This is a genomic window from Bacillus sp. IT-79MI2 (genome assembly GCF_949768135.1).
GTDB classification, from domain to species: Bacteria; Bacillota; Bacilli; order Bacillales; family Bacillaceae_G; genus Bacillus_A; species Bacillus_A pseudomycoides.
The window spans coordinates 1-361 of the sequence record NZ_CATKPV010000014.1 but is presented as its reverse complement, the minus strand read 5'-3'; the positions used below and the strand labels follow the sequence as shown (position 1 = coordinate 361).

Annotated in this window: 2 tRNA genes and 1 rRNA gene; all 3 read left to right on the top strand. The window is 48.5% G+C overall.

The window, feature by feature from the left end:
- Positions 1–56: 56 nt before the first annotated feature.
- The 3 genes from rrf to ACM6HU_RS01015 all read left to right on the top strand — a co-directional run bounded on the left by rrf (position 57) and on the right by ACM6HU_RS01015 (position 353).
- Positions 57–172, top strand: a 5S ribosomal RNA gene (gene rrf / locus ACM6HU_RS01025).
- A gap of 9 nt (positions 173–181) precedes the next feature.
- Positions 182–256 (top strand) — tRNA-Asn (locus ACM6HU_RS01020).
- Between the two features lie 5 nt (positions 257–261).
- A tRNA-Ser gene (locus ACM6HU_RS01015) sits at positions 262–353 on the top strand.
- The last annotated feature ends 8 nt before the right edge of the window (positions 354–361 follow it).

Genomic DNA, 361 nt, shown 5'->3' with positions numbered 1-361 from the left:
CTTATTGACTTTTTTAATCAATCAAGTATAATAATGTTTGTCTCGAGTGAATGTAGTCTGGTAATGATGGCAGAGAGGTCACACCCGTTCCCATACCGAACACGGAAGTTAAGCTCTCTAGCGCCGATGGTAGTTGGGGCCTTGCCCCTGTGAGAGTAGGACGTTGCCAGGCTAATATTATTCCGCAGTAGCTCAGCGGTAGAGCTATCGGCTGTTAACCGATCGGTCGTAGGTTCGATTCCTACCTGCGGAGCCATGATTGGAGAGCTGTCCGAGTTGGCCGAAGGAGCACGATTGGAAATCGTGTATACGTCACAAGCGTATCAAGGGTTCGAATCCCTTGCTCTCCGCCATAATATTT